This is a genomic window from Actinoplanes sp. NPDC024001 (assembly GCF_040638955.1).
Taxonomy (GTDB): domain Bacteria; phylum Actinomycetota; class Actinomycetes; order Mycobacteriales; family Micromonosporaceae; genus Actinoplanes.
Genome location: NZ_JBEZZB010000115.1, coordinates 26,993 through 34,412, shown reverse-complemented (window position 1 = coordinate 34,412; position 7,420 = coordinate 26,993). Strand labels below are relative to the sequence as shown.

Sequence of the window (7,420 nt, the reverse complement as noted above, 5' to 3'; positions counted from 1 at the left end):
GCCCCTGGGGGGCGGCGGGCCCTCGCACCGCCGGCGCCGGGTTTATTATGTGGCCGCCCCCGGCGAACACCACCCCGCGCTCTCCCGGGCGGGCCGGCGCCCGGTGGGCCGCCCACCGCCGGCCGAAGTCGCCGCGCATGCTCTCCAGGCACTGGTCGCGGTCGTGGAAGGCGTAGGGCAGGCTGGCGACGCCGAGCCGCTTGTCGTAGGCGGTGAGGTTCGCCAGCAGCGTCTTGCAGAAGGCGAGTTTCCCGGTGCGCAGCATCTCCGCCATGCGCTGCTCGTCGCCCAGCTCACCACCGGGTTTCACGGTCACCCGGCACTGGCCGTCGGTCAGCTCGGACACCCGCTCGGCGAAGAACCTCTCGGCGGCGACCATCGGGCTCGTCGGCTGCACCGACTCGCCGAGCAGCACGTCGACCGTCTCGGTCCCGGCCGACGGCGACCGGCCGCAGCCGGTCGCCAGCCCGGCGCTGACGGCGCCGGCGACTGCACACACCGACGTGATCAGGGCTCGGCGATCCACAACCTCACGGTAGTGGAGCCGGTGGCCTCAGACGGCGCTGATCGCCATTCCCGACCCGGCCAGCCAGGCGGTCAGCTCGGCCGCCGGCAGCGGCCGGCTGATGTGGTAGCCCTGCGCCTCGTGGCAGCCGAGGTCGCCGAGCGTACGCAGGGCGGTCTCGTTCTCGACACCCTCGGCGACCACCCGCAGCCGCAGGTTCTTGGCCAGCTCCACGACCGCGCGCACGATCGTCTCGTCCCGGGCGTTCTCGCACATCTTCATCACGAAGCTCCGGTCGATCTTGAGTTCGTGCGGCGGCATGTCCCGCAGGTGCGCGATCGAGGAGTACCCGGTGCCGAAGTCGTCGATCGAGATGTTGACGCCCTGCTCACGCAGCTCGGTCAGCACCTTGCCGGCGCGCATCAGGTCAGCGATCACGGCACTCTCGGTGATCTCCAGGGTGAGCAGCTGCGGCCGTACGCCGTGCCGGGCCAGCGCCGCGGCGATCGTGGCCGGGAACGTGTCGTCGGCCAGCGACCGGGCCGGGATGTTCACCGAGACCGGCAGCTCGTGGGCGAGTTCGGCCCACCGGCCGATCTGGGCCAGCGCCTGGTCCAGCACCTCGGCGGTGATCAGGTCGATCAGGCCGCTCTCCTCGGCCAGCGGGATGAAGGCGTCCGGGCCGAGCAGCCCCCGGGTGGGGTGCTGCCAGCGGACCAGAGCCTCGGCGCCGCACGGCAGGCGGGTGGCCACGTCGACCTTGGGCTGGTAGAAGACGACCAGCTCGCCGCGCTCGATACCCTGCCGCAGCTCGCTCTGCAGCGTCAGGCGGCTCGCGTCACCGCTGTCCAGCGACGGGTCGTAACCGGACACGCCCCCGTGGCGGCGCTTGGCCGCGTACATGGCGACGTCCGCGTGCTGCAACAGCTCGGCGCCGTCGTGGCCGTCACGCGGGTAGGACGCGACGCCGATGCTCGCGTCGATGTCGACCAGCAGATCGTCCAGCCGGATCGGCTGGCGCAGCGCCTCCAGGATGCGGTGCCCGGCCTTGAGCGCCTCCGGGTGGTCCGGCGTGGTCGGCAGGATGAGGGCGAACTCGTCGCCGCCCAGGCGGACCACCACGTCGCCGGCCCGGCTGGCCTGGTTGAGCCGCCGCGCCACCTCGACCAGCAGCTCGTCACCGGCGTGGTGCCCGAGGGTGTCGTTGACCTCCTTGAACCGGTCGAGGTCGATGAGCAGCAGGCTGAACCGCTCGTCGGTCTGCCGGCCGTGCCGGACCGCGGCGTCGAGCTCGTCCTGCAGCTTGGCGCGGTTGCCGAGCCCGGTCAGCGGGTCGTGGGTGGCCTCGTGCAGCCGCCGGGCGGCCTGCCGCTCGGCGCGGCGCTGATAGCTGACGAGCACCCTCGCACACACCGAGAACAGCACCAGGACGATGCCGATCGTCGCCGCGGCGACCCAGTTGAGCACGTCGGCGCGCCGGTGTACCTCATTGAGGTGGTCGGCCAGCTTCTGCTGCTGCTGGTCGCCGATGCCGAGCACGGTGTCGCGCAGCGGCGCGAAGGTCAGCGAGGCCAGATCGGTGTAACCGTCGACGTTCGCGCCGCTCTCGGTCTGCGACATGATGTCGAGCACGATCCGGTTGTAGTTCTCGTAGCCACCCCGGATGGCGTCCAGCTCCGCCCGGTCGACCGCGTTGTTCTCCTGCAACCAGTCCAGGTTCGCCCGGGCCGCGCCGAGCGTCGCGGTCAGCTGGGCCCGGCGGTACTCGGTGCCGCCGGTCGCCAGGTACTCCCGCAACGCGGCGTCCTCGGCGTTGATCTGTACCGAGATCCCGTTCAGCTTCTGCGTGATCGTCTGGACGCGGCGGACCTCCTGGGTGGTCTCGGCCATACCGGTGGAGGCCAGCACGGCGGAGACGGCCAGGATGACGATGCCCACCCCGGTGCCGGCGATGGCCGACCGGGCCGTCGCGCGAGCCTCCAGCAGCCGGCTCGACCGCTTCCGCCCGGCCCGGTCCCTTGCGCTGTTCGCCTTCACGCGGTGTCTTTCGGCCCCGCGACCAGCGACCTGACCCTTCCGGCGGGGAAAGCTCAGCCGGTGGCCGCTCGGATCAGGGCGTTACCGCCCAGCAGGATGACGTCGGCGCCGGCGACCAGGGCCATGCTGCGGTTGAACCGCCGGGCGGACAGCTCCGGGTCGTCACCGGTGAAGCCGCGCACCGCGTAGACGATCGCGGCCACCACCAGCGGGATGCCGCCGATCAGCAGGAACCCGACCTGTCCCGGGGTGTTGCCGCGTGCCACCAGCAGGCTCACCAGCACGGCCGGCAGGATCCCGAAGAAGATCACGGCGAGCACGGCATACCAGCGCAACGGACCAACGGCGTTCGTCATGGCCACCTTTCGACCCGGCGATCTTAGCCGTGGCCGCCCCGGCCCTCAGGCCCGGCCCGGCCGGACCAAGACATCGAACAGGTATGATCCCGTGGCCCATCTCACCCCTGCCCCCGGGAGAAGTCTGTGCGTCTGCGGATGACGAAGCTGCTCGCTGCGCTCGCTCTGGCGGTCACGCCGCTGACGGTCGCGCAACCCGCATCCGCGGCCACCACCGAGACGCTCACCGTCTGGCACTGGAACGTCTCCGGCTGGGTGATGAACGACGGCTCGACCACCAACGGCATGGTCGACGGCCTCGTCGCGTCGATCCTGAACCGGGACGCCGACTTCGTCGCCCTCAACGAGATCTGCTGGGACCAGTACAAGGCGGTCCAGGCGCGGCTCGCCGACGCGGGCTGGCCGCAGACCACCAACTACTCGCGGTTCGAGGCCGCGCTGCCCACCGTCTGCAACGGCGAGGCCTTCGGCAACGCGATCTTCAGCCGGCAGCCGCTCGGCACCGCGGACCGGGTGGCCCTCACCGCGGACCCGCAGGACGGCGGTGAGGTGCGCAACCTGCTCTGCGCCCCGGTGGTGGACAAGAAGCTGCGCTTCTGCGTCACGCACCTGACCCCGTACAGCAAGGTCGTCACCCAGCTCAACGAGGTGCGGGCCCGGGTGGAGGCGTGGGAGGACGCCGGCGACACGGTGCTGATCGCCGGTGACCTCAACACCGAGCCCAGCTACGACCGGCTCAACTCGTGGTACTCCAGCTCGGTGAACACGGTGAACAACCCCGGCAACTGGGGCCGGCACCGCGAACTCGACGACACCGATCCGGTCTGCCCGGGCTACGGCGAGGGCACGACCAGCAACACGACCAACGGCAAGTGCGGCAAGGGCTCCAAGATCGACATGGTCTTCGTGCCGGAGAACAGGATCGCCGGCAGCTATTTCGGCGACTCGCTGAGCATCTCCACGGCCTGCGGCGGCCCCTGCTCGGACCACCGGATCTTCTACGGCCGGGTCACCGTCTCGGTCGGCTGAGCGGGTCGCCGCTTTACCGGTGCCCCGGTGACGTGCAGAATCGGTCCCCGCCGATATCGCACACCGCACGGGGGCGGTCATGGACTTCGATGGTTTCATCTCGTACAGCCACGCTGCCGACGGGCGGCTCGCCCCAGCGGTCCAGCGTGGTCTGCACCGGCTGGCGAAGCCGTGGCACCGGCGCCGCGCGCTGTGGATCTTCCGTGACCAGACCGGGCTGGCGGTCACCCCCAAACTGTGGACGTCCATCCAGGAGGCCCTCGACGGGTCGAAGCACTTCGTGCTGATGGCCTCCCCGGAGGCGGCCCGATCGCCGTGGGTGAACCGGGAGATCGAGCACTGGCTGGCCACCAAGTCACCGGACCGCATCCTGCCGGTGGTCACCGACGGCGACTGGTCCTGGGATCCCGTCGCCGGTGACTTCACCGCGGAGTCCACGGCGGTGCCGGCGGCGCTGCGCGGTGTGTTCGCCGAGGAACCGCTCTTCCTGGACCTGCGGTGGGCCCGCGACGACCTGCACCTGAGCCTGCAGCACGTCCGCTTCCGCGACGCCATCGCGCAGCTGGCCGCACCGATGCACGGGGTGAGCAAGGACGAGCTGGAAGGGGAGGACGTCCGCCAGCACCGGCGGGCGCGGCGGCTGTCGGCGGTGGCCGCGGCCAGCCTGGTGCTGCTGACCCTGGTGGCGTCGCTGAGCGGCGTCGTCGCGGTGCGCAACGCCGAGCGGGCCAACGCCGCGGCGAGGGACGCCCGGATGCAGCAGCGGGAGGCGTCACAGCAGCGCAGCACCGCCGAACGGGCCACCGAGGAGTCGCAGCGGCAGCAGGAGAACGCCCGGGTCCAGCAGGACCGGGCGCAGCAGGCGAAGGTCGAGACCCGCCGGCAGGAGCAGCTCGCCGGCCAGCAGCAGGCGCTGGCCGAGGACGCGGCCGAGGAGGCACGCCGCCAGCAGGCGCTCGCGGCGGACGCGTCGGCGGAGGCGCAACGGGAGCAGGCCAACGCGAAGCGGTACCGCGACGAGGCGGCACGACAGCGCGCCGACGCGAAACGGGAGAAGGCGAACGCCGACCGCCAGCAGGACCGGGCGCAGGACGCCACCGAGGAGGCGCAGCGGCAGAAGGCCAACGCCGAGCGGCAGGAGGCGAACGCCCGCCGGCAGGAGGAACGCGCCAACCAGGCGTCGGCGCGGGCGAAGGAGCAGGAGCAACTCGCCGAGCAGCACCGGGAGCTGGCCCGCCAGGCCGACGCGGAACGCCGGCGGCAGGAACAGCTGGCCCGGCAAGCGGGGGAGGAGGCCCGCCGGCAACGGGAAAAGGCGCAGCGGCAGCAGCGCATCGAGATCAACCGGCGGCTGATGGACCGGGCCCGCGCGATGATCGTCGACGACCCCAAGAAGGCCCTCATGCTGGCGGTCGCCGCGCAGCGCCTGCACACCGACGCGCCGACCCGCGACCAGCTCGCCCACCTGGTCATGGCGACGCACTACGCCGGCGCCCTCGACGGCGTCCTCGACGTCGCCGCGCTCGCCGGGACGGTGGTCGCCGCCGCCGGCCCCGGCGGGACGGTGTCGCTGTGGGACACCGCGGACCCGGCGAAGCCGGTCCGCCTCGCCGTGCTACCGGCCGACGGCAGCGCCGACAAGACGCTCGCGACCAGCCCGGACGGGAAGATGCTCGCGGTCGTCGACGGCCGCTCTCCGGCGGTGCTGTGGGACGTGACGGACCCGGCCCGGCCGGTGCGCAGGGCGTCGCTGCCGGACGCCGCCGGGATCGACGCGGTGGCGTTCAGCCCCGACGGGCGGACCGTCGCGACCAGCAACCGGGACAAGAACACCGTCCTGTGGGACGTCGCCGGCGCCGCCCCGGCCGAGCTCGCCACACTGCCCGGGGCGCATCCGCTGACCTTCAGCCCGGACGGGCGCACCGCGGTGACCAGCGGCGCCGCCGTCACCGTCTGGGACCTGACCGACCCGGCGACACCGGTGGCCGGCGCCACCCTCGCCCCGGCGTACACCAAGAAGATCACCGGCGCTGCCGTCGCGTTCAACCCGAAACTGCCCTTGGTGGCCGTCGAGGGCGCCGGCAACTACGTGTGGCTCTGGAACCTGGCCGACCCGGCCCACCCTCAGCAGGGCTTCTCCGAGCTCGCCGCCACCGGGCTGGCCGAGCTCAGCACGATGGCGTTCAGCCCGGACGGGCGCACACTCGCCCTGGCCGACACGGACGGGACGACCGCGCTGTGGAGCGTCGAGAACGGCACCATGGCGTGGCTGTCGACCCTGGTCGCCACCGTGAGCACCCCCGGCAACCCGGTCCGGTCGCTGGCGTTCAGCGCTGACGGGCGTACGGTGACCACCGCCGGCGGCCGCAGCACGGCGACCCTCTGGTACACCCGGGGCCGTTTCGCCCGGCCGCCTCTCGCGAGCCTGCCTGGTCCGTACCCCGGGCAGATTGTCGGGTTGGCCTTCGGGCCGGACAGCCGGTCGCTGATCGCCGCCGGTCATAACGGCACTGCCGTGCCGTGGGACCTGACCGGTCCGGCCGGCCCGCTGCGGCGCGACCCGCTGCCGCTGCACGGCGGCACCGCCGAGGCGATCACCCTGAGCCGCGACGGCCGCACCCTGGCCGTCATCGGCACCGACGGGACGGTGCGGCTGCTCGACCTGAGCCGCCCGGCCGCACCGGCACTGCTCGCCACCGTCCAGGAGGACGGGGACATCGTCAGCGCGGTGACGCTGAGCCCGGACGGGCGCACCCTGGCAGTCGGCCGCCTCGACGGCCAGTTCACGCTGTGGGACCTGAGCGACCGGCGGCAGCCCACCCGGCTCGCCGGGCTCACCCTGCGCTCGATGCTGTTCGCCGTCGCGTTCAGCCCGGACGGGCGCACCCTGGCCGTCGGCGAGGGCGACAACGTGTCGCTGTGGGACCTGACCGACCGCTCCGCGCCGGTCCGGCTCACGTCGATCCCGCTCAAGGACCACATCAGCTACGCCGCCCGCTCGCTGGCGTTCAGCCCGGACGGGCGCACCCTGGCGGCCGGCACCGACGACGACGCGACGGCCATCCTGTGGGATGTCGCCGACCCGTTGCGGCCCCGCCGGATCGCCACCCTGGTCGGCCACACCAGCCCGGTGCTCTGGGTGGCGTTCAGCCCCGACGGACGCACCCTGGCGACGGCCAGCCTGGACAGCGCCATGATGCTGTGGGACATCGCCGACCCCGACACCCCGGTACGGTTCGCCACGATCAAGAGCCCCGACCTGCAGACCATGAACGCCGCGTTCAGCCCGGACGGGCGCACCCTGGCCGCCGGCGGCGCCCACGGCCCCGTGCCCGGGAACGTTACGCTGTGGGACGCCACGGCGCCGCGGGAGGTCGCCGCCGATCCCGGCCGGCACGCCTGCGCTGTCGCCGGGCGCGGGCTAACCGCCGAAGAATGGGCCCGCTACATTCCCGAACTGCCCCACCAGCCCACCTGCTGAACACCGGCTGCG

General features: G+C 72.6%; 5 protein-coding genes. 2 read left to right on the top strand and 3 right to left on the bottom strand.

What is annotated here, in order from left to right; genetic code table 11:
• The 3 genes from AB0F81_RS34695 to AB0F81_RS34685 form a co-directional block, all read right to left on the bottom strand.
• Positions 1-526, bottom strand: a 526-nt coding sequence (locus AB0F81_RS34695; protein ID WP_360204115.1) for a hypothetical protein, incomplete at its 3' end; no start/stop codon positions are given.
• A 27-nt stretch (positions 527-553) separates the two neighbouring features.
• Complete coding sequence (locus tag AB0F81_RS34690; protein ID WP_360204113.1) at positions 554-2,542, bottom strand: bifunctional diguanylate cyclase/phosphodiesterase; 1,989 nt, start codon at positions 2,540-2,542, stop codon at positions 554-556.
• Between the two features lie 53 nt (positions 2,543-2,595).
• Complete coding sequence (locus AB0F81_RS34685) at positions 2,596-2,898, bottom strand: hypothetical protein (protein WP_360204111.1); 303 nt, start codon at positions 2,896-2,898, stop codon at positions 2,596-2,598.
• Positions 2,899-3,024: 126 nt separating this feature from the next.
• Between AB0F81_RS34685 and AB0F81_RS34680 the strand changes: the two genes are divergently transcribed.
• Together AB0F81_RS34680 and AB0F81_RS34675 are read left to right on the top strand one after the other, a co-directional pair.
• Positions 3,025-3,927, top strand: a complete 903-nt coding sequence (locus AB0F81_RS34680) for an endonuclease/exonuclease/phosphatase family protein (protein ID WP_360204109.1) — start codon at positions 3,025-3,027, stop codon at positions 3,925-3,927.
• 79 nt (positions 3,928-4,006) lie between these two features.
• Positions 4,007-7,408 carry a TIR domain-containing protein gene (locus AB0F81_RS34675; protein ID WP_360204108.1) on the top strand — a complete coding sequence of 1,134 codons (3,402 nt, stop codon included), beginning with the start codon at positions 4,007-4,009 and terminating at the stop codon, positions 7,406-7,408.
• Positions 7,409-7,420 lie beyond the last annotated feature (12 nt).